The sequence below is a fragment of the Pseudomonas sp. genome (assembly GCF_050739655.1).
Taxonomy (GTDB): Bacteria; Pseudomonadota; Gammaproteobacteria; order Pseudomonadales; family Pseudomonadaceae; genus Aquipseudomonas.
In genome coordinates, this window is sequence record NZ_JBOIBY010000399.1 from 37392 (window position 1) to 54907 (window position 17516).

At 60.4% G+C, this 17516-nt stretch carries 28 protein-coding genes; 11 read left to right on the forward strand and 17 right to left on the reverse strand.

What is annotated here, in order from left to right:
• Nucleotides 1-152: 152 nt before the first annotated feature.
• The 17 genes from ACRESJ_RS19495 to ACRESJ_RS19575 all read right to left on the reverse strand — a co-directional run bounded on the left by ACRESJ_RS19495 (nucleotide 153) and on the right by ACRESJ_RS19575 (nucleotide 8602).
• Nucleotides 153-1013: a hypothetical protein gene (locus ACRESJ_RS19495; protein ID WP_431759346.1), complete on the reverse strand. Its 861-nt coding sequence runs from the start codon at nucleotides 1011-1013 to the stop codon at nucleotides 153-155.
• Nucleotides 997-1230, reverse strand: coding sequence for a hypothetical protein (locus ACRESJ_RS19500; protein ID WP_431759347.1), 234 nt, complete (start codon nucleotides 1228-1230; stop codon nucleotides 997-999). Before ACRESJ_RS19500 ends, ACRESJ_RS19495 begins: the two co-directional genes overlap by 17 nt.
• Nucleotides 1230-2831 (reverse strand): portal protein, encoded by a 1602-nt coding sequence (locus ACRESJ_RS19505; protein ID WP_431759348.1) that lies wholly within the window; start codon nucleotides 2829-2831, stop codon nucleotides 1230-1232. The genes ACRESJ_RS19500 and ACRESJ_RS19505 overlap by 1 nt, the downstream gene beginning before the upstream one ends.
• Nucleotides 2828-3031, reverse strand: coding sequence for a hypothetical protein (locus ACRESJ_RS19510; protein ID WP_431759349.1), 204 nt, complete (start codon nucleotides 3029-3031; stop codon nucleotides 2828-2830). The genes ACRESJ_RS19505 and ACRESJ_RS19510 overlap by 4 nt, the downstream gene beginning before the upstream one ends.
• A 4-nt stretch (nucleotides 3032-3035) precedes the next feature.
• Nucleotides 3036-3458: a hypothetical protein gene (locus tag ACRESJ_RS19515; RefSeq protein WP_431759350.1), complete on the reverse strand. Its 423-nt coding sequence runs from the start codon at nucleotides 3456-3458 to the stop codon at nucleotides 3036-3038.
• A gap of 71 nt (nucleotides 3459-3529) precedes the next feature.
• Nucleotides 3530-3979 (reverse strand): lysis system i-spanin subunit Rz, encoded by a 450-nt coding sequence (locus tag ACRESJ_RS19520; protein WP_431759351.1) that lies wholly within the window; start codon nucleotides 3977-3979, stop codon nucleotides 3530-3532.
• Nucleotides 3976-4398 (reverse strand): structural protein, encoded by a 423-nt coding sequence (locus tag ACRESJ_RS19525; protein WP_431759352.1) that lies wholly within the window; start codon nucleotides 4396-4398, stop codon nucleotides 3976-3978. The genes ACRESJ_RS19520 and ACRESJ_RS19525 overlap by 4 nt, the downstream gene beginning before the upstream one ends.
• Nucleotides 4398-4682 (reverse strand): phage holin family protein, encoded by a 285-nt coding sequence (locus ACRESJ_RS19530; RefSeq protein WP_431759353.1) that lies wholly within the window; start codon nucleotides 4680-4682, stop codon nucleotides 4398-4400. Before ACRESJ_RS19530 ends, ACRESJ_RS19525 begins: the two co-directional genes overlap by 1 nt.
• Nucleotides 4675-5052, reverse strand: coding sequence for a putative holin (locus tag ACRESJ_RS19535; protein WP_431759354.1), 378 nt, complete (start codon nucleotides 5050-5052; stop codon nucleotides 4675-4677). Before ACRESJ_RS19535 ends, ACRESJ_RS19530 begins: the two co-directional genes overlap by 8 nt.
• A 91-nt stretch (nucleotides 5053-5143) precedes the next feature.
• On the reverse strand, nucleotides 5144-5533 hold the full coding sequence (locus ACRESJ_RS19540) for a hypothetical protein (protein ID WP_431759355.1): 390 nt from the start codon (nucleotides 5531-5533) through the stop codon (nucleotides 5144-5146).
• A gap of 16 nt (nucleotides 5534-5549) precedes the next feature.
• On the reverse strand, nucleotides 5550-5822 hold the full coding sequence (locus ACRESJ_RS19545; RefSeq protein WP_431759356.1) for a hypothetical protein: 273 nt from the start codon (nucleotides 5820-5822) through the stop codon (nucleotides 5550-5552).
• A gap of 2 nt (nucleotides 5823-5824) precedes the next feature.
• The gene (locus ACRESJ_RS19550; RefSeq protein ID WP_431759357.1) at nucleotides 5825-6100 is read right to left on the reverse strand and encodes a hypothetical protein; all 276 of its coding nucleotides are present in this window, start codon (nucleotides 6098-6100) and stop codon (nucleotides 5825-5827) included.
• A gap of 117 nt (nucleotides 6101-6217) precedes the next feature.
• Nucleotides 6218-6661, reverse strand: coding sequence for a RusA family crossover junction endodeoxyribonuclease (locus ACRESJ_RS19555; RefSeq protein WP_431759358.1), 444 nt, complete (start codon nucleotides 6659-6661; stop codon nucleotides 6218-6220).
• A complete protein-coding gene (locus ACRESJ_RS19560; RefSeq protein ID WP_431759359.1) occupies nucleotides 6654-7250 on the reverse strand; it encodes a hypothetical protein in 597 nt (198 codons plus the stop codon). The genes ACRESJ_RS19555 and ACRESJ_RS19560 overlap by 8 nt, the downstream gene beginning before the upstream one ends.
• Nucleotides 7177-8082, reverse strand: a complete 906-nt coding sequence (locus ACRESJ_RS19565) for a DUF1376 domain-containing protein (protein ID WP_431759360.1) — start codon at nucleotides 8080-8082, stop codon at nucleotides 7177-7179. The genes ACRESJ_RS19560 and ACRESJ_RS19565 overlap by 74 nt, the downstream gene beginning before the upstream one ends.
• 2 nt (nucleotides 8083-8084) lie before the next feature.
• Nucleotides 8085-8393, reverse strand: coding sequence for a CII family transcriptional regulator (locus ACRESJ_RS19570; protein WP_414917446.1), 309 nt, complete (start codon nucleotides 8391-8393; stop codon nucleotides 8085-8087).
• A 2-nt stretch (nucleotides 8394-8395) separates the two neighbouring features.
• On the reverse strand, nucleotides 8396-8602 hold the full coding sequence (locus ACRESJ_RS19575; protein WP_431759361.1) for a Cro/CI family transcriptional regulator: 207 nt from the start codon (nucleotides 8600-8602) through the stop codon (nucleotides 8396-8398).
• A gap of 103 nt (nucleotides 8603-8705) precedes the next feature.
• On the opposite strand from ACRESJ_RS19575, the gene ACRESJ_RS19580 reads away from it, so the two are divergent.
• From ACRESJ_RS19580 to ACRESJ_RS19630, 11 genes are all read left to right on the forward strand, one after another.
• The gene (locus ACRESJ_RS19580; protein WP_431759362.1) at nucleotides 8706-9377 is read left to right on the forward strand and encodes a helix-turn-helix domain-containing protein; all 672 of its coding nucleotides are present in this window, start codon (nucleotides 8706-8708) and stop codon (nucleotides 9375-9377) included.
• Between the two features lie 797 nt (nucleotides 9378-10174).
• Nucleotides 10175-10417 (forward strand): hypothetical protein, encoded by a 243-nt coding sequence (locus ACRESJ_RS19585; RefSeq protein ID WP_431759363.1) that lies wholly within the window; start codon nucleotides 10175-10177, stop codon nucleotides 10415-10417.
• 72 nt (nucleotides 10418-10489) lie between these two features.
• Complete coding sequence (locus ACRESJ_RS19590) at nucleotides 10490-10780, forward strand: hypothetical protein (RefSeq protein ID WP_431759364.1); 291 nt, start codon at nucleotides 10490-10492, stop codon at nucleotides 10778-10780.
• Nucleotides 10777-11010 (forward strand): hypothetical protein, encoded by a 234-nt coding sequence (locus tag ACRESJ_RS19595; protein WP_431759365.1) that lies wholly within the window; start codon nucleotides 10777-10779, stop codon nucleotides 11008-11010. Before ACRESJ_RS19590 ends, ACRESJ_RS19595 begins: the two co-directional genes overlap by 4 nt.
• Complete coding sequence (locus tag ACRESJ_RS19600) at nucleotides 11007-11144, forward strand: hypothetical protein (protein WP_431759366.1); 138 nt, start codon at nucleotides 11007-11009, stop codon at nucleotides 11142-11144. Before ACRESJ_RS19595 ends, ACRESJ_RS19600 begins: the two co-directional genes overlap by 4 nt.
• A 160-nt stretch (nucleotides 11145-11304) precedes the next feature.
• Entirely contained in the window at nucleotides 11305-12066 is a 762-nt protein-coding gene (locus ACRESJ_RS19605) for a recombinase RecT (RefSeq protein WP_431759367.1), read from the forward strand.
• A complete protein-coding gene (locus ACRESJ_RS19610) occupies nucleotides 12053-13696 on the forward strand; it encodes a YqaJ viral recombinase family protein (RefSeq protein ID WP_431759368.1) in 1644 nt (547 codons plus the stop codon). The genes ACRESJ_RS19605 and ACRESJ_RS19610 overlap by 14 nt, the downstream gene beginning before the upstream one ends.
• 15 nt (nucleotides 13697-13711) lie before the next feature.
• Nucleotides 13712-13912, forward strand: coding sequence for a hypothetical protein (locus ACRESJ_RS19615; RefSeq protein WP_431759369.1), 201 nt, complete (start codon nucleotides 13712-13714; stop codon nucleotides 13910-13912).
• A 9-nt stretch (nucleotides 13913-13921) separates the two neighbouring features.
• A complete protein-coding gene (locus ACRESJ_RS19620; protein ID WP_431759370.1) occupies nucleotides 13922-14947 on the forward strand; it encodes a DNA translocase FtsK in 1026 nt (341 codons plus the stop codon).
• Nucleotides 14948-15011: 64 nt separating this feature from the next.
• Nucleotides 15012-15620 carry a 3'-5' exonuclease gene (locus ACRESJ_RS19625; protein ID WP_431759371.1) on the forward strand — a complete coding sequence of 203 codons (609 nt, stop codon included), beginning with the start codon at nucleotides 15012-15014 and terminating at the stop codon, nucleotides 15618-15620.
• Nucleotides 15621-15683: 63 nt separating this feature from the next.
• Nucleotides 15684-17474 (forward strand): DNA cytosine methyltransferase, encoded by a 1791-nt coding sequence (locus ACRESJ_RS19630; RefSeq protein ID WP_431759390.1) that lies wholly within the window; start codon nucleotides 15684-15686, stop codon nucleotides 17472-17474.
• Nucleotides 17475-17516: the final 42 nt, after the last annotated feature.

The following is a 17516-nucleotide window of genomic DNA, read 5'->3' on the forward strand; positions in this document are numbered from 1 at the left end:
TTGCTCGGGCCGGGGTTCCTGGCGTGCATCGGCTTTGCTGCGCCTCGGGGCTTTCCGGGTATCTGCGTGCCATCGCAGGCCGGCCCATTGCTGGGATGCCTGCGATGTTTGTGCATGGAGGGTGTCGGTTTCCCGACTATTTGCTGCGGGGATCAGCCAAGGCGGGATTGAGGCTTGTTGTATTTCTTGTCGTACATCGCATTCAGTTCGGCCTGAACGCCCGGGCGCTTCGGATCGTGCGCAGGCAGCTTCTCCAGTTGGCCGCGCAGCTCGGCAACCTTGACCGCAAAATCAGCCTCGTTGACTTGGCCGCCGTTGATGGCGCTGTCTTCCTTGAGCTCTTTGCCGATGTTGGCAGTGAAGGCGATGAAGTCCGGGTCGTTGCCGTACTTCGACATGAGCGCCTCGAAGTTGCCGGGCTTGCCTGTCTCGCTGGCGAAGGCCTCGGCCGCACGGTAGGACGCACTGACGTTGGCCTTCATGGCTGCATCATCGGTCCACACGGACTTGAGCGTGGCGGTGCAGTCCTGGGCGGTGAGCTGGGCAGCACCGCCCATCAAGCCCGGGGCGGCCTTCATGTATTCGGCGATGACGTACTGTACCTGGTCATTGCTCAAGCCCTTGGCGTGGGCGCCCTTGAGGAACGACTGGGTGCTTTCGTCGGCCTTGAACTCGTCCCAGTTGAAGCCCTCGACGCCTTCCAGCTTGACCACGTATTCGTCTGCGGTCTTGGGCGGCACATCACCCGAGCCCATGCGGGTTTCGAGATGTTTGTAGGCCTCGGCAACCTTGCGCGACGATGCTTCCAGGTCAAGGGTACCGTCCTCTTTGTTGGTCCGATACTTCTCGGGGATGAAGTCAGTGGTTGGGACGCTGCCCAGCACGGACGGTGCAGGCGCAGGTGCGGGAGCTGGCGCAGGGGCTGGTGCACCGCCGCCAGGGGTTCCTTCTGGTGCAGCTTCAGCCATCAGCATCAGGCCCATAAACCGGGCAAAACTATTCTTCAAACGCATTGGTATCTACTCCGTTTGCTCTGTTGATTTGGGAAACGATGAACTCCAGCACGCGGCGCTGGCCGTCGCGCTGGTAGGTTTCGAGGACCGCATCAATCCCGCCCTTGACCACGGCGGGACGTGCGAACTGATTGGTCAGCGCGTCGAGGATCAACCGGCCTTCGTGGTGGTCCTCAAACACGCGCTTGTACATCGCTGCATCGACTTCGACTGCCATTACGCTGCTGCCCCTTGCTGTTTGAGTGCGGCCTCACTGGCCTGCTGCTGGATGGCCTGTTGTTGCTGCTGCTCCTGGGCCTGTTGATTGGCGGCGGCACGGTCCTCGCGGATCTTGTCGCGGTCGGCCTTGCTGCGCATGACGGACGACGGAACACCGAGCGCCTCGCCCTTGAAGCGCTGGGCCTCGTCCATGTCGATGTTGTCGAGGATCGATGGGTCTTGTGTCTCAGCAGCAATGGCGACGGCGCCGGCAACGAACGTATCGATCGCGGTGACTTCCTCCAGCTTCTGCGAGCGTGCCAACGGCGACAGGTAGCGCACGGTGAAGTTGCGGCCGGCCAGTGACTCAGGCGCAGCACCCAGCACGCCAGCGCGGTAGGCAATGCCAAAGCACCGCTCGATCATGGGTTGCAGGTACTCGGTTTGCAGGCGGCCATAGACCGGGCCCAGCAACTGACGGATCAGGTTCACGCGCACGTGCACTTCGGTGGCTGTCATCGCCGGGCCGTCCTGCGCCTGGAGCTGATCGGCCATCAGGATCTTGCGGATGGAGCCCTGCAACCGCGCGATCTTGGTCTCGGCGTACTGGAAGTTTGAGCCGCTTTGCAGAGGCTTCATGCTGTCGACGCTGTTGGCAACGATGATCTTGCGAGGCCCAACCTTGACGGTGCGCGGGTTCAGCACGCCGTCGTCTTCGGCAATCCACATGCCGGCGATAGCCAGGTCACCGGCTGCCAGGTCCATGCGGCAGAGTTCGTTCAGGGTGCGGGCGTCTGGCAGTGCATCGAAGACCGGCCCAACCGCGTACACGCTGTCAGGAATCATCATCCAGCGCGGCACAACCACCGGCATTTCGTGATAACCCGACTCGCTCACCAGGTGCTTGGCCTCAACCTCAACCTTGCACGAAGCGACCGGCATGTTCTTCGCCAGCCTGGCGCCAACCATGTACGTGCTGCGCGGATAAATCGCGTGCACGAACTTGACTAGCTCCTGCGGCTTGTCCTTGGCGAGTTTGCGGGTGCCCTCACTCACGTTCTCTTCGCCGAACTCGTTTACCGCCTGCTCAGCTGTGAGTTTGTACTCGCGGTACACGGTGTCGATCTTGCCGCCAGCCTTGGACGCCGAGGCGTACACGCTCGCGATAGGCCACAGGTCGAAGGTGAAACCGCCCTTCTCCATGTCCTGATCGATGTACAGGGCAAACCAGCCAGCGCACACAACGTCGATCAACCCCTCGAAAGCGGCCGCGTCAAAGTTGGATGCGTGGATGTTCTGCCAGAGGATGTCGGCTGAGTCGTCCAGCCACCGGCGTTCCTCGTCGGTCTCCTGCCCCACGTCCATGCCGAACCACAGCGAGTTCGCCGGGGTCAGGCCGGACATGATGCCGGACGACAGAATGCGGGCCGCGTCCGTGGTGGTCCCGTCGATGAGCCTGGCCTTGCGCATCTGCGCTTCCATGGCCGTGATCTGTTCCGTGCAAAAGCCACTGCCCCGAATCGGGTAGCTGTGGTCGAAGCAATCGCGCCAGACCGACTCATGCGGCAAGCGGAGAGACTTCAGCGTGCTCAGCGTTTTGGCGATCTGGGCTGCGTTCATGCTCCGAGGGTCCTTTTTCCTTGCTCAAGCACACTGCCGGCGGCGCCGGCGGACGACAGCAGGCTGCTCTCGGCCTTGCGCTTCTTGCGGGTGGCGGTTTCCTCGTTGGCCTTCTGCGCGGCCAGGTCGGCAGCCTTTTGGGCTTCGACCTGTGGGTCCGGCTGCGCAACCACCGCGGGCTTCTTCGGCTTACTTCCCATGGTGTTACTCCTTCACTGGGGGCTCAGGGCACAGCCAGCCGTCCGGGGTCAGCACGGGTTGCTTGAGCGTGGAGGCGTCGACATCGGTGGTCGCAGGGGTGGCCTGAGCCTGGGCGGCGTGGTCTTCCTTGCGCTCAGGATCCAGCTTCAACGGCTCGCCGCCATCGATGAGGCGGGCCAGCTCAACCTGTACGGCTGCCTTGTCGCCGACGAAATCGCCAACGCGTTCGCCCTGGGCGTCGATGACATGCCAGCGGCCGCCGGCGATGTGCTTGGCGACGTAGACAGGGGCCTGAGCCTGGGCGGTCTTCGACTCGTTGGCATCGGGTGTGCCACCGGCAGCGCCAGTTACGGCTGATGCGAGCGGCGTCATGGTGCCGAGCGGTTCGCCCGGCGTCTTGGGGGTAAGGTCTTCAGGAGCTGGCATGGTGCTGGCCTCAGTGATGGTTGTTGATCAACGAGGGCCAGCATCAAGGTGGTGGGCTGTCGGGTTCCCGACTATTTGCGAGGGAGGCAGGCGGTGGTGACGTAGTCCTGAAGCGCGCTCAAGGCACGAATGGCGTCGTCACCGTCGTTGGCGATGGTGACAATTCGTTCAGCAGCCGCGGGGTCAATGTCGGCTCGCGCTTCTGCATCATCCACGCGGGCGGTGCTGGTGGTGGCTCGCACTGCGGGACAGGTGGCGAGGACTGACAGCCGGTGAGCGCCAGTAGCGACAGCAGTACGCAGCTGCTGGTTAGCGGCCTGAGCATGGGAGAGCTCCTGAGTGTGTTGGGTATCGAGGTCGGCCAGCAGGCGCTGGGTGTTGCGGCGGGATGCTGCAGCGTTGTTCAGCGTGGTGATGGTGCCCTCGGCAGCGGTCAGGCTGGTGCTGACGTGGTCGATGCGCCACAGCGCCAGCAGCAGGCCGATGGCGAGTGCGGCGCAGATGCCGGCAAGGATCCTCATTCCAGCGCCCTGCGCACGCCCTCGACCAGGACAGCGTCGGGATAGGCAAAGCCTGCGTTTTCGTGGTGGATGATCGCTCCGACCATCGGGAGGAGGATGGCAGAGCTGCGCAGGTCAACGTTTGCCCAGGGCGTGACACCAATGGCCTTGGCCACGGACTCGATGTACGCCCGGGTGTTGTTCTCGTTGCTCGGCGCCCAGCGGCTGATGATCGCCTCGACGGTCTTGAGCCCGTGCTTGGCCTGGTACGTGAGCAGCAGCTTGCCCAAGGCGCGGATGCCGTTCTCTGGCGTGTCGAAGCGGGCAAAGCGCTTCTCAAGCACCGGGTTGGGCGGGAGCTGGCCACGCCACTTGTTGGCCTGCACGTAGTCGATGTTGCCCGGGTTGTTGTTGCGCACGCCGCGCGTAGGGGTTGCCATCAGTCCATCCTCAAGATGCGCGCCACGTTGCCGCGCGCCCGGTACACCAGCACCACCAGGACAATCAGCACGATCAGCAGATACGGGGAAACTTCGGGGGTAGGCTTGGCGAAGACCACGGCCATCAGGATCGACAGCCATTCGCAGCCTGTGGCAGCGGCCAGCGCATAAGCCAGCCAGGAGACGCCGGCGCGGTAGCGGGCACCGGCACGACGGTAGAAGGCGATACGGATGCAGATGGCGCCACAGACGCCCCCTGCAACGAGAGTCCATGGATCAACCATTGCGACTACCTCCAAATCTGTCGGCGAACCATTGCAGCCAGCCCGGCATCTTGCCGCCGCCGAACCACACCAGCAGGCTCATGCCGACTGTGACGCAGAGCAACGCGCCGAAGAACGCAACAAGGCCAGAGGACCTGGCCCACTCCCGACCGATCACCTCGTTGGCAACGTAGTAACCGGCCACCCATGACGCGATGAAGTAGCCCAGGCGGGCCAGTGGGGTCAGGTCCTTCGCGAAGACCACGAAGAACATTGCGCCAGCGAACGCCCCCACCACTGCGTTCACGTCAACACCAGGCGACAGGCTCGCAGCGGTAACGCCAATGATCCCTGCGCTGGCCAACACTGCCCCGCTGCTTGGCTCTGCCATTTGATACCTCGGAAAGAAAAACCCCGCACGGTGGCGGGGTCGGGTTATTCGACGAGGCAAGGATCGGTTGCGCGTGGTGTCGGTTTCCCGACTATTTCGGTGATGCCGACCAGAAGTCGTAGAGCTCTTGGGTGATCTTGCTGACGTAGGCGCCCTCGTACTGCTCGATGTTGTAACCCCGCTGGTCGGCCATCTGTTCGAACGCTTCACGCCCGCCACGGTAGCCATCGATCAGAGCTGGCAGCGCGTCAACGCCGTTGTCAATCACATACACCACGCCATTGAAGCCCTTGATGGTTCGCACCGCCTCACGCTTGTAAACGACCTCTGCAACAGTGACTACCTCCGGCACATCAGGGATGCCGAGTGCCGCACGACTTTTCGGCAGGGCGGCGACACGGATATGCGACACGCCCTCCAGTACCGCCATGCGCACGCCATCCTTCGGTCCGCCGATCAGCAAAACGTTTTCGTAGTTCATCGAGTTCATCCTGTGTTTAGGCTTTCGAGTGATAAGCCCACCAGTCGCCAACAGCGACCATGGGCAGTCTTGTGCGGTCGTTCCCGGTGATCTGGCACCAGAACGACACCAGGCGCTCTCCCTCCGTGTAGCGAGGTTCAGCGCCCTGTTTCCAACCCAACAACGTCGTGCGTGCAACTCCGATGGCGTCGGCAACCGACTGCGGGGAATAGCCGGTGCGTGACAGGGCCGTGATGACCTGAAACCAGTCAACCCGGTGTTCAACCCGCTGCTGGAGGACGGCCAGCATGATCAGGCCCCAAACGTGCGCGCACGCGAGGCAGAGAACCGTTGCGCATCCTCGGCCCCTTCCAACCCTTTGTTCATCCGGTAGGTCATTTCAGCGATAACGAATTCGAAATCCATAACCGGGCTATCTGACTCGTCGAAGTGGAACGGATGCACGGCCCGGCGGTACCCGAGCAGTGCCTCAGGCTCCCCCGGCTGTGACAGGTCGACGTCGACGCCGATCATCACCCAGCCGTCTACCAGCTTGCGGCAGGCCCATTGCATGACTGGCTTTTTCATGTTCTCCCCTCCCCAGGGTGTTTCAGTGGCAAACGGACGGCAGGCCGAGCCAGTAGAGCTGGAGGCCCATGTAGGTCAGGCCGCATACGGCGAAGTAGCAGGTGATCAGGACCGCATTCATGATGATTTCCCCTCCAGTGGAATGACTCGAACGAGAACGCCCGGGGTTTCGCCGAAGCGTTTGGACATGGAGACGTTGACGACCTGGACGTCATCCTTGAAAACGATGCCGTTGATGCCGTCGCAGATCGCTTTCAGGACGTTGTCCGCGTCGGGCTTCTTGGTGGGCATGACCAGGCCTTGCAGGGCCTCGGCGGTTTTCTTCTTCGACCAGGACGCAGCCACGGACACGATGATTTTCATTTCCACCAGCACTGGCCCGAGGATCAGGTCGCGGCCGTTCATGGCGGCCTGCGCTGCCATGGCAATCAGCGTTTCGTAGTTGGCGGTCTTCTTCGGCGTGAACATGCGAGCATGGCCACCGATGGTGGAGACCCGTGGCCTGCCCTTCCCCACGGCTTCACCTGGCACAACGAATTGGACTGGGTCGTGATCAGACATTGGGCTGTCTCCGGATGCCCATCTTGGCGAGCAGCAGTGCGCGGCAGGCCTTCGGGTCTTTTGGGATTTCGAGGGTGTCGACGATGCGGTCGGCTTCCTGGCGCGAGTGCTCGAGCTGGACCTGCTCGCGTGGGCGCATGCTGTCGTGACCGATGCCGGTTGCGATCCGCCCGTTCAATGGCTGACCGGTCTGTGCGCGGCGCATGACAATCGCGTAGTTGCGTTCAAAGCGCTGGAACAGGGCCTTGTCGCCTTGCTTTGCGGTCCTGAGGTCAAAGGTGCTGGTAGCTTCAGCAGCAACGCGCACGCCTTCGTGGCTGTACACGCCCATCAGCGCTTCGGTCCAAGCGTCCTTGATGCTCGGCATCCCTGGCACTTGCAGGCACATGGCGCGAAAGACGTTCGCCGGCGGCGGCCAATCGAACTCGTCTGGCTTTTCGACCAGGGCGTTCAGGCCGTTGGCGATCTGTGTTCCGTTCAAGCCCTTGAGAACCGATGCCCACGAATGATCCGGATCAGCTTTCTCGCCGAAACTCGCCGTCCAGCGGTGGCCGTACATCTCGGTCATCTTCACCCACAGCTTGTCCATGAGTCCCTGCGGCAGCCTCTCGGGCTTGTCGGTCGGCAATATGCTGCTTGACCCGGTCGACTGCTGAGCGAGGACCTTGCCGAGCAGATCGGCTACCGGCGTTGTTTGGTCGTCCATCGTTGGTTCTCCCGGCAGCCTGCTGGTGACGCAGGTCGCGTTTCAAATGTTGGGCAAGCGCGTGTTCCCACTTGGCGTGGGTGCGGTGTTCGTCGGGGGATGCAATCCAGAAGGATTTGAATTCGAGAAGCTGATCAGCCTGGAAGGTTTGGCCTGCCATCGCGTTCATGGTCAGCACGGCGCTGAAGGTTTTTTCGTCAGGCTGCCAATCGTCAGTCATGGCGAATTTGTTGCGCGAATCGAATTCGTCCTGCGCGCGTGGAAGTGGTGGTGTATCTCTTATCTCTTCTTTTCTCTTCTCTTCTATATTCGTTGCCTTCCCGTTCAACGGTTGCTCAACGGTCGTTGAACGTGCGTTGCGAGCCTTTGCCGGACGGGCCTTTGCGGCCTGCTTGCGAGCCTCGGCGGACGCCTTTCCTGCTGCAATTCGCTGTTCTTGCGTTGCGTGAACCGCTTCCAAATCGCGCTCAATTCGGTCGTGCACCCACTCGTTACCACGCTCGTTGAAGAATTCCGCTAACGACCGTTCAACGTCCGTCCAACGCTCGTTGGAAAGTCGTGTGATACGGGCCAGCCGGGTCACCGGGATAGGCTTTCCGGTCTGCCAGTAGTTGAAGATCAGCAACAGGTACGCGCCATGCTCTTCAGTGGTGAGGTGCATGGTGTCGGCCAGGTAGTCGGCGACGTAGAGCTGCATGTACGGGAGGGCAGCCATTGCTAGTCCTCCTCAAGCTGGTCGACGTGCTGGACGTGCTCCATCCAGCGCTTGGCCTGGTGGAATATGGCTTCGATATCGCGCTGGTTGAAACAGCGCATGTCGTTCGGGACGACCTTCAGCCCCAGCACCGCCAGGATCTGGCAGAACTGCTCAAACTTCTCCGGTTTCATGCGGCTGATCGTGGCTTCGTCGCAACCCACTGCAAGTGCGACTGGGGCGTTGCCGATCGATGCAAGGCTCTGCATGAGAACGGAATAGTTCTTGCGGGCCCTTACGGTCTGCTCTTGGTTCAATGGGTTCGTCGACATGATCAGGCCTCGGCCCGCTTGGTAGCAGGCTGGGAGGGGAATGGCTTCACCTCCTCCGCGCTAAGCGATCCGTCCTCATGCTCGATGACGAACACCTTGCGACCGGTCCGGATGGCTTTACTCAAGGCCCCTTGGGTGAGGTTCAGCTTCTTGGCTGTCGCTACCTGGCCATTTTCCGCTGAGAAATCAGCTAGCTCTGAACGTTTCATGGTGGTTAATCCGTGGAATGACTGGAGGGAGTATTTCCTGCGGAATTTATTTTGTCAATCTGCGGAATTTGAACGCCATCGCCTGCGGGAATAACCTCAAGTCATGAATCAGAAAAAACGCGACTTATCCGAGTGGGAAAAATCCGAATGCGCTGCCTTGAAAGCAGCAATTGAGGAATACAACCGTGCTCGCCCTAAAAGTGAACGAATAACTCAAGAGCAAGCAGGTGCCGCTCTTGGAATGAACCAAGGCTCTTTCAGTAACTATTTAAATGGAAGACTTGCACTTAACTTGGAGTTTGCTTTAAAGGTATCCAAGTTATTTGACATACCAATTGAAAGATTCAGTCCGCGCCTAGCGCAAGATATCGACGACATATCAAGCACAACCTCAAAAGCTTCCGATATAGAACATTATTTTCCATTACCTCTATTTACCTCCGAAGAAACACCTTCTTTAAAGAAGGTAAAATTCAGAGTGCTTCGTGATGTTGATGAAGTAGAAGACTTAACGATTTCTACTTCTTTTAAAACATCCAAAGTATTCCTGAAGCATCCAGTAAGAGTAGAGTCGCTCTCGCTGCCGCTTCACCAGAACGTAGCAAGCGCTTGCCAGGTGCGTTTAAAGCAATTGGTCGAGAAGCTGCAACAGGCCGTCGAACACGAACAGATAACAGAAAAAGATTTCGATTTGCTCGAATCGATGCTTGATCGATTTATGGATATGGGTACTCCGTACAAAAGGGAATCCAATGAACATTTCGAAAAGCACTGAAGCTGATAAAGCAAAAAGAGATCACGCCTCCACTCTTGGCTTAATCGCTTGGCTGACAAGCGCGGCTCTCTTGTTGTATCTGCACCACCTATCAGGCTACGTGAAGCCAAAATGGACAGCCGAAATTCTCGACATGCTGTTCTATGTAGTGGAGTTCTTTTGGATTTTCCTAGCCAACTCCTTCATCGACTTCTTTCACTACAGACTACTAAAAAAGTAGCTGGCTCCGTATCACTCATCTACTGACAAAACTAGCCAACTAGAGCACATCCCTGCATGCGCTCGCAGCGCATCGCGGGGTGCGTTCGCTCGCCTTCCAAAAAAGGTTTTCTCTTACACTCCCCCGCCTCTCTGGTAACTCCTCCCCCTATATCTCCCCCCACCGCTGGTCGTCGATTTGTCGATTTACACGCAAATTGGCGCTTTTTTCACGCCTAGCGGAATTATTATTTCCTGCGGCATTGACACAGAATAATTTCCTGCGGCAATATCAATCCCATGCCAGCCAAAACTGGCCGAAACCCGGCGAAAGCCACCGCTCTTTAGTGACACCAAGGCAGCAATGGTCCGGCCTCAATGGACCAGATGGGGGGCCTCCACCCAAGGCGCGAAGCGTAAAGCGCCAAGACTGGAGAGATCGCAGCCTGCAGGGCGTGGCGATCTGTTGAGGCCTCAGGCCTCCCGAACAAGTCATCGCCCAGTCCGCAGGTGGCGTGTAACAGCGGCCAGCAAGACCAGAGATTTTCACTGATGCACCTGGCGACGGGTGCATTGGGAAAACAACCGGAGCAAAACCAATGGTCAGCCCAGAAACAGCAGAACGCATGTGCAACAAGCTGGTTGAAAGCTACATCAACGCTTGCAAGCCCAAAGACATGGACGACGTGAGGAATTTGACGTTGAAGCTCATCAGCATGGCCGGCCTGGCGCTGGCAGCAACTCAAGGCAAAGAGGTGGCGGTTGCCCTGATTCAAAGCGTCGCCATTCATGTTGGCGAGAACGCCCACCGATCCCACGCGGAAATCATCCGCAGCCACTGAAAGCATCACCTCTGCCCATTCCTACGAGTGGGCAGACGGATGCAACCACCCGCCACTACGGAGGCAACCACCATGATTTACGAAGTGATTGTTGAAGGGTTCGTCCTCCAGGTGGAGGTGACCCATCTGGAAAACATCCCGCCCTGCTTCAACAACTGGAACAGCGACTGGGACTTCTACGGAAGCCGCGAGCTCGAGTTCAAGGTTGTATCGGGCATCTGCTACGACGAAGACGGCGTGCGGATGGATCTCCAGCCCTACTGGTCGCTGGCAGCACTTACCCAGCAGTACGGCCGGGAAATTGAGACGGCGCTGTGGGTGGAGATTGACGCCAACACTCGCCGGACACGGTGGGCTGCATGAGCCGCGCACACGAAACGGCGCTGGGCATGATCGATTCACGGTTTGCCCAGCTGCGCGCCGGCGACTCGTCGGCGCAACTGCATGCTGAAACCAGCATGGCGATCGAAATGGCCCACGCACTGGGCGCGATCGATATCGCCGAACACCGGCACTACGTGACTCGGCTGGATCGCATCTATCAGTCGCAGTCCGAGGCCTTCCTCACCGACATTCGGAGGTCAGCACCATGACCATCATCTGCAAGACAGTCCAAGAGCTCAAAGAGGCCCTGCACAAGCAGGGCTTTTTTCTGGTCTCCGATCTGCCCCGGCCGCTGCGCGTTGAAGTTCGCCGCGGCATGTTGGTTGCGCGGATGAAGCCATGACCACCAACCAGCGCTCCCGCCGCCGCGCGATCCGCCGGACCTCGGCCGTCGTCGGCTTCCTCTTCATCACCATCGTTCTCTTGGCCCCTGCAATCGGCGGCCTGATCACTCAATAACCCAACAACTCTCGAAGCTGCGTCGTGCGCGGCAAGGAAAACTCATGTCTGAATTAACGATCAAACCCATCTTCAGCCTGGCGCCGCAGAACATCGAAGAGGCGCTGAAGTTCGCTGACTTCCTATCTGCCTCCGACATTGTCCCAAAGGACTTCCAGCGCAAGCCCGCGAACATCCTGGTGGCCGTCCAGTGGGGCATGGAGTTGGGCTTGCAGCCCATGCAAGCAATGCAAAGCATCGCGGTCATAAATGGTCGCCCTTCCCTTTGGGGTGACGCGGTCATTGCCCTGGTCCGCAGCTCGCCGCTGTGTGAGTACGTTTATGAGACCGACGACGGCGAGACTGCCACCTGCCGGGTCAAGCGCGTCGGCGAAGAAGAACAGTTCCGTACGTTCAGCATGACCGATGCAGGTCTGGCCGGACTCAAAGGCAAACAGGGCCCGTGGAGCCAATACCCGAAGCGTATGCGCCAGATGCGTGCCCGCTCCTTCGCCCTGCGCGACGTATTCCCAGACGTGCTTCGCGGCATGCCGATGGCCGAGGAAGTCCAGGACATCCCCACCGAGCGCGAGCTCAACCAGCCCCAAGCCCGCCGGGCCGAAGAGCCAAAACAACTGCCGTCCTATCCAGACAGCAAGCTCGAGGAAAACAGCGAGAAATGGCGCGGGTTGATTGCCGGTGGCCGAACCAACCCCGACAACATCCTTTCAACCATCACCAGCAAATACACCGTCACCCCGGAGCAAATCGAGCGCATCCACGCCTTGGCTCCAATCGAAGGAGAAGCCACCAATGCAAGTGCATAACGTCCAGCAAGGCACGCCAGAGTGGCACGCCCTTCGCTCAAGCTATTTCACCGCTTCGGAGGCGCCCGCGATGATGGGTGCTTCGAAGTTCCAGACCCGTACCGAGCTTCTGGCCATGAAGAAGACCGGCATCGTTCCGGACGTAACCCCGCAGCAGCAGGCCGCGTTCGATCGTGGCCACGCTTCTGAGGAAATGGCCCGGCCACTGGTTGAGGAAATGATCGGCGAGGAGCTTTACCCAATCGTCGGTACCAGCGGCAACTTGCTGGCCTCAATGGATGGCGCCACGATGCTTGGCGACGTTTTGTTCGAGCACAAACTGTGGAACGAGAAGGTCGTTGCGCAGATCCGCGCCGGCGAGCTGGAGCCGCACTACTACTGGCAGCTTGAGCAGCAGTTGCTGGTCAGCGGCGCCGAACGCGTGATTTTCGTTTGCTCGGACGGCACCAAGAACAAGTTCGCTCACCTTGAATACAGCTCTGTTCCTGAACGTCGTGAGCAACTGATCGCCGGCTGGGCCCAGTTCGAGCAGGACCTGGGCGAGTTTGAGGTGAAGGAAGCCAAGGTCGAAGTGCTGGGTTCTGCACCTGATCAGCTGCCGGCGCTGCGCATCGATGTAACCGGCATGGTCACCGCCAGCAACCTGGATGCGTTCAAGTCACACGCCCTGGCTGTGATCGGCGATATCAACACCGATCTGTCGACCGACAAGGACTTCGCCGATGCGGATGCCACCGTGAAATGGTGCGGCGAGGTCGAGGACAAGCTCAAGGCTGCCAAAGAGCACGCGTTGAGCCAGACCGAAAGCATCGACGTGCTGTTCAAGGCGATCGATGACATTGCGGCCGAGACTCGCCGCAAGCGCCTGGAGCTGGAAAAGCTGATCAAGGCGCGCAAGGACATCATCCGCAGCGATATCGTGATGGATGCGGCGAAGGCCTTGCAGGCGCACATCGACCAGATCAACGAGACGCTGAACAGCCGGATACGGATGCCGAAGGTGCCGGCGAACTTCGCCGAGGCCATCAAGGGCAAGCGCACCATCGAAAGCCTCAAGGAAGCCGCCGATGCCGAACTGGCCCGCGCCAAGATCGAAGCCAGCCGCATCGCTGACCTGATCCGGGCGAACCTGAAAAGCCTGAACGAGCTCGCGATCAAGCACGGCTTCCTATTCCACGATGCGCAGGAACTGGTGCTCAAGGCCAACGACGACCTGGTCGCGCTGATCAAGGTCCGGATTAACGAGCACGACACGCAGCAGGCCGAGCTCAAGCGCCAGGAAGAGGAAAAGGCGCAGCAGCTCGCAGCTCAACAGCAGCAGGTCGTTGAGCCGGTTGTGCAGCAACAGACTGAGCAACCAGTCGTACAGCCAGCGCCTGTAACAGCCACGCCCATCAAGACGGCTGCACCGGTCCAGCAGCCTGCCGACGATGGCCAGCGCATTAAACTGGGCGACATCACCACCCGCCTGGGCTTCACGCTATCGGCCGAGTTTCTGCGCTCCCTGGGCTTCGAAGCGGTGGAACGCAAGCAAGGTGCCCAGCTGTACCGCGCCAGCGACTTCCCGCGCATCTGCTCCGCCCTGGTCCATCACATTCAGTCAGTGCAGAGCAATCAAGCTGCAGCCTGATCAGAGGACCCGGCCATGGCTTCTCAATCCGTTCTGGATATCTACGACAGCATCGAGGAATTCGCCGGGATCCTTGCCGCCGCTGAGCTTTATGCCAGCGGCAGCTGGGAAATGGATTTCGTCGAAAACATCCGCGCCAGCTTCAAGCGGTACGGCGCCCACACCAACCTGAGCCCGGCTCAACAATCGAAGCTTGAGCGCATCGCCAAGCAATGAGGACACTCTATGAAAACTGAACACTTTGAGGCCATCGAGCGCGCCAAGATGCACGGTGTCATGCCGTCGGTACTGGCTCATGAACTGCTGGTGCGCGACCTGGTCGAGGCTTCCATGTTCGAGTGGCAGAACATCGCCGCCCCATTCAGCAAGCTCAACGAAGGCCAGCGCCAGGAAGTAACCGACCGGGTGACCGAAAAAGTCACCACGGCGGTCTACACCGCTGTTTGGATCATTTCGTCCCGCAGCGTCGACACCATCCCGCTGACGGTCGCCGACGCCAAGTTCAAAGCCAAGAGCATCACGGTTACCGCGACCATCGATGCCCAGGACCCGAACCGTCACGGACTGATCGACGTAGCCGGCAAGCTTTGCCTGTTGGTGCTGGCCCCGAACGACTACGCCGAAGGCCTGGACAGCCTCACGGTTGAGCGCGACCAGCGCGACCTGCCGCTGCACATCAGCGAGTTGACCGGCAGCCTGTTCGACGGCAAGCGCTCGCAGACCGATGACGAAACCGCAGGCTACGATGACAACGTGCCCGAGGGCGAAGATCCGCTGTACAGCGACGCTGTCGTGTTCGTCATCGAATCCCGCCGCCCAAGCATTTCCGCCATCCAGCGGCATTTGAAGATCGGTTACAACCGTGCGGCTCGGATTCTCGAAGGCATGGAGCAGACCGGCATCGTGACTGCTGCCAACTCCAAAGGGGCCCGGGAAGTTCTGCGCCCGGTACTGACGAAACCGACCGGCGCCGATGAGCCGGACGGTCAGAAAACCCCGATCGATACCGCCAACGGTAAAGAGTTCGGCGACTTTACCTACGAGGATGCCGCCCAGCTCATCGTCCTCAAGGCCAGCACCAAGCCGTTCAAGGCTCACTGGGTGCAGAGCCGACTGGCCATTGATAGTGACCAGGTGATGGTCCTGCTGCTGCGCCTGCTCGACAACGAGGTTATCCAGCTGGACACCGAGGGCGCTACATCCCTGGACCACAGCTACAAGGTCATCGCCACCCTGGCCGACGTGACTTAACCCCTATCCCCGCAACACCACCAGGCGCCTAAGGGCGCCTTTCTTGTGCCTGGAGAAAAGCCCCATGAACCTGCTTACCCCATACGACACCGAAACCACCGGCCTCCCGCTGTTCCGCGAACCAAGCGACGACCCGCGCCAGCCTCACCTGGTCGATATCTGCATCCTGGCCTACGGCGCCGACGGCACCCTGGTTGATTCCTTCGAAGCGATGGTCCGCCCTGATGGCTGGGTAATCCCCAACGAAGTCGCGGTAATCCACGGCATCACCACCGAGATGGCCATGGACATGGGCATCCCTGAGTCCGAAGCGCTTGACGGCTTCATGGCCATTCACGAACGTGCCGGTCTGCGGATCGCCCACAACATCCAGTTCGACGACCGGATCATGCGTATCGCGCTATCGCGCTATCGCGGCAAGGACGCGGCCGACGCCTTCAAGGCGACCCCGGGCTTCTGCACCTGCCAGACGAGCAAGAACCTGGTGAAGTGCCCGCCCACCGCCAAGATGATCGCCGCCGGTTTCGGCCGCCAGTACAAGCAGCCCACCGTCGCCGAGGCCCTGAAGCACTTCACCGGCGAAGACCTGGTCGGTGGCCACCGCGCCCGGCCCGACACCGAGGCCTGCGCCCGCATCTACTTCGCCATGAACCCGCCTGCTCAGGTGGCTTGACCCTGCCCCACCATGCGCCGGCGTTTGCCGGCGTCACCTCTTGCACAAGGACACCGCCGCATGATGCTCAAGCGAACACTCAAACATTTCCATATGTGCTGCGGCCTCGGCGGCGGCGCCAAGGGTTTCAACAACGCCAAGCCCATCGTGGGCAACATCCAGGCTGAGTGGCAATGCATCGGCGGTGTCGACGTTGACCCGGCCGGCCTGCGCGACTTTCAGCGATTGTCAGGCGTGCGCGGCACCCTGATGGATCTGTTCAACCGGGACCAATACATTCGCTTCCACGGCAAAGAGCCGCCGGCGAACTGGTCCGAGACGAGCGCCGAAGACTTACGCCGCGCCGCGAACAACGAGCGTCCCGACGCTGTGTTCATTTCCAGCCCCTGCAAAGGCGCCTCGGGCTTGCTCTCTGAAAAGATGAGCCTAACCCCCAAATACCAGGCCCTGAACGAACTAACGCTGCGCTGCATCTGGCTGATGTGCGAAGCCTGGAAGGACGATCCTGTATCGCTGATCGTATTCGAGAACGTGCCGCGCCTGGCCACACGCGGCCGGCACCTGCTGGACCAGATCAACAAGCTGCTGGGGCACTACGGCTACGCCGTCGCGGAAACCACCCACGACTGCGGCGTCATCGGCGGTCTCGCACAGAGCCGTAAGCGCTTCCTGCTGGTGGCCCGCCATATCGAGAAGGTGCCGCCGTTCCTGTACGAGCCTGAGAAGAAGACGCTCAAGTCTGTCGGCTCGATCCTCGGCCGCATGCCACTCGCCGGCGACGTCGAAGCCGCGGGCCCGATGCACCGGGTGCCAGCGCTGCAATGGAAAACATGGGTGCGCCTCGCCCTGGTCACAGCCGGCAAGGACTGGCGCAGCCTGAATGACTTGGCGATCGAGGACGGTTACTTGCGTGACCTGGTCATCGTTCCCGAGTACCGCGCCGGTTACCTGGGCGTGCACGACTGGCGCGACACCGCCGGCACCGTCGCTGGTCGCAGCAGCCCAACCAATGGTGCGTTTTCGGTAGCAGATCCTCGCGCCAAGGCCGGCGCCCTGCAATACCAGCAGTACGGCGTGCGCAAGTGGGACGAAACCAGCGGCGCGGTCATCGGCGTGAAGTCGCCCGGGCAAGGGACGTTCAGCGTTGCAGATCCTCGGCCCGCAGGCGTACGCCACAACAACGTCTATCGCGTCTGCAAGATGGATTGCCCAGCCGGCACGGTAACGGGTGGGCAGTCGCCGAGTGCCGGCGGTCAATGCATTGCTGACCCGCGCCGAGCGGGTGAGGGTTTCGGCAAATACTTGGTTTCTCCCTGGGACCAGTCGACCGGGACCGTCATCGCCGGCAGCACCACCGGCCAGGGCGCCTTCGCTGTTCAGGATCCCCGACCAGGCATGAAACGCGTGAAAGGCGATGCCTACCTGACTGGCGGCCATTACGGTGTGGTGGGCTGGAACGAGCAGTGCGGCGCCGTCTCGGCCAGTGCTCGCCAGGACAACGGCCGCTGGTCTGTCGCTGATCCCCGCATGCCTGAAGCCAACGAGCGGCTGACATGCGTGATCGAAAGCCTCGACGGCACCTGGCACCGGCCATTCACCACGCTGGAGCTGGCCGCGCTGCAAAGTCTGGTCGAGCCGGAGGAACAGTTCGAGTTGGACGGTCTGAGTGATCAGGCCTGGAGGGAACGGATCGGCAACGCGGTACCGCCGGCCGCCGCTGAAGCAATCGCCAATGTAATGGGCACCACCCTACTGCTGGCCGCCGCCGGCGAAACCTTCATGCTCAACAGCATGCCTATCTGGGTTCGCCCGGTAGCTGTCGGTCTGAGCGTTTCTCAGCAACATACGCAATAAAAACGCCCCGAAAGGGGCGTTCATTTATTCGGCTTTCTGGCC